Here is a 2,368-nt window from a genome sequence, read left to right as displayed (position 1 = left end):
GACAAACATTAAAACGATGTTTGTCTTCAATCTGAAACAACGGATTTGCCGTTGTTTTTTTTGGAGATAAGGGACTATTGTCCCAGACTCTTTTTACTAAAATAACTATAAGTTCTTGACAGCTTGGCCTTTGTACATTAAGATAATAATAAAGATAATAGATAATGAGGAAAATGCAATGGCAACTCCAACTTTCGGAGAAAAGAAAGCAAATACAGACTATGTTTCACGCTATGGAGTATATGCAGTTATCCCTGATGCTGAACAAAAACAAATTGTTCTTGTTCAAGCACCCAATGGCGCTTGGTTCCTACCAGGTGGTGAAATTGAAGCTGGTGAGAACCATCAGGAAGCCCTAAAACGTGAATTGATTGAAGAGCTTGGCTTTACAGCTGAAATTGGTACTTATTACGGACAAGCTGACGAATATTTCTACTCTCGTCATCGTGACACCTACTACTACAACCCTGCCTACCTCTATGAAGCGACTTCTTTCAAAGAAGTGCAAAAGCCACTAGAGGACTTTAATCATATTGCCTGGTTCCCTATTGACGAGGCTATTGAAAACCTCAAACGTGGTAGCCATAAATGGGCTATTGAATCTTGGAAAAAACAGCATAAGATTGACTAAATCAAGCTACTTTATTCAAAAAGTGCTATAATAGAATTAGAAAATCGGAGGAAATGTTATGAAGCTAATCAATACGACAAACTCACACTCGCAACTTGTTAAAAGCCAGCTAGAAAGTACAGATGCAACCCTTGTTGAGGTTTATTCTGCTGGAAATACTGATGTTATTTTTACCCAAGCTCCGCTTCACTATGAAATCCTCATCTCAAACAAACACCGCGCTATCCGCGAACCTGAAATCGAAGCTATTCAAGAATTTTTCTTGAAACGTAAAATTGATAAGGACTCTATTGATGAGGCCAATATCAAAACCCTCTATTCAGAAAAATTAATTGGAATTTCAATTCCGACCAAATAAAATCTTGGAGAGATTTGAAAGCTATTGAACCTTATAGCACAGAGTTGGGTTCTAACTTGCTTTTTAAATCATCTCCATTTTTTTATCTTGAAATCCTATCATTCATGGTTTTATGGCTAACAAAGGAGACAAGCATGGGAGACATGATATATCGAGAGGCAAGACTTGAAGAATACGAAAAAATTGGAAAACTATTAGCCAAGTCTTTTCTTGACTATCCCTTTTTAACGATTATAACTGATGATTTGAAGAAACCTGACTCCTATCCTGCTTTTGTAGAAACATTGCAAATTCTGCTTACTAGAGTCTATATTCAAAAAGGAAACTGTTTAGTTGCGGAACAGGATGGAGAATTACTTGCAGTTGCCTTTTTGCAACAAAAGGATTTCTGTATACTATCCTATCTACGAAATGGTGGGGCAAACATTTTTCGCTACATTCGACCACAAAATCTCCTTAAATACTTTGACTTTGTAAAACGTTCCAAAAAGCATTTAGAAAAATCAGGGGAGTTTGATTGGTATTTGATGGCTTTAGCTGTCAATATAGAAAGTAAGGGGCGTGGAATAGGCAGTACTTTTCTGACACAAGGGATTGAACCTTATGTCAAATCAAAAGGCTGTAAACACTTGGGCCTCATTACCAGCACAGCAAGAAATGCCTCATTCTACGAAAAAAACGATTATGTATTTCTGGACCATATGGACTTAGAATACGGTTCAAGATCAATTGGTAACTGGGCATTTTTAAAAACAATGAATAAATCGTAACCGCCCAGCAATTAGTTAAGATTAGCAAAACAAAGATAATTCATATTTATAAAGAACCTAAGACAAAATAGTTCTCAACCACAAAGAAGCTAGAGATTTCCAATTGTGGAACTCTAGCTTTTTAATTTTGAGTCGTTCTCTTATTGTATTTGAGGAGGTTATTGGCCATAAGTACCAATCCCATGTCAATTCTCACTTGACGCTTCCCTCTCAGATTACATCTCTTGTAACCCAAACAAGCCTTTATCTGCCCACAGACAGGTTCCACATCAATCTTGTGTTGAGCGAAAATCTGTCTTCCTTCGGGAGATAAAAGCGCCTGATATTCTTTAGCTTTCAAGTTTTGATAGCGTTCGTTCATACTACAGTCCCTTTTGAGGGGCTACTTTCAGTAGCGATTTGAAGATTATAAGCAGCCTTGAGTTGGCCATTTTTCATATAGTCTTCTTTCATTCGCATAAAAGTGGCATCTGGATTGGTTTTGGAAAAACTGTTACGCCCTTCAAATGTCTCCTGATACTTCTCATACTTTTCAGCACGTACTGAAAAATCATCTTTGACTTTACGCAAGACTTTCTTGAGTTTACGACGCGGGATTTTACGTTCATC

The 2,368-nt window shown here is 37.2% G+C and carries 4 protein-coding genes and 1 pseudogene; 3 read left to right on the top strand and 2 right to left on the bottom strand.

Translation table 11 applies throughout. The annotated features are described in order from the left end of the window. Positions 1-178: 178 nt before the first annotated feature. From B7692_RS07315 to B7692_RS07305, 3 genes are all read left to right on the top strand, one after another. Complete coding sequence (locus B7692_RS07315; RefSeq protein ID WP_084930338.1) at positions 179-631, top strand: NUDIX hydrolase; 453 nt, start codon at positions 179-181, stop codon at positions 629-631. 58 nt (positions 632-689) lie between these two features. Then, entirely contained in the window at positions 690-989 is a 300-nt protein-coding gene (locus B7692_RS07310; RefSeq protein ID WP_000767189.1) for a DUF1827 family protein, read from the top strand. Positions 990-1,123: 134 nt separating this feature from the next. Continuing rightward, positions 1,124-1,759, top strand: coding sequence for a GNAT family N-acetyltransferase (locus tag B7692_RS07305; protein ID WP_084930337.1), 636 nt, complete (start codon positions 1,124-1,126; stop codon positions 1,757-1,759). Positions 1,760-1,880: 121 nt separating this feature from the next. On the opposite strand, the gene B7692_RS11555 is transcribed toward B7692_RS07305, so the two are convergent. Beyond that, positions 1,881-2,120, bottom strand: coding sequence for a transposase (locus B7692_RS11555; RefSeq protein WP_084930336.1), 240 nt, complete (start codon positions 2,118-2,120; stop codon positions 1,881-1,883). A gap of 26 nt (positions 2,121-2,146) precedes the next feature. Beyond that, positions 2,147-2,368: pseudogene (locus tag B7692_RS11550) on the bottom strand (IS1182 family transposase); the annotation flags it as partial.

The sequence above is a fragment of the Streptococcus mitis genome (assembly GCF_002096925.1).
Lineage (GTDB): Bacteria > Bacillota > Bacilli > Lactobacillales > Streptococcaceae > Streptococcus > Streptococcus mitis_AF.
Note: the sequence above shows the minus strand (reverse complement) of the source record. Positions and strands in the feature narration are given on the sequence as shown.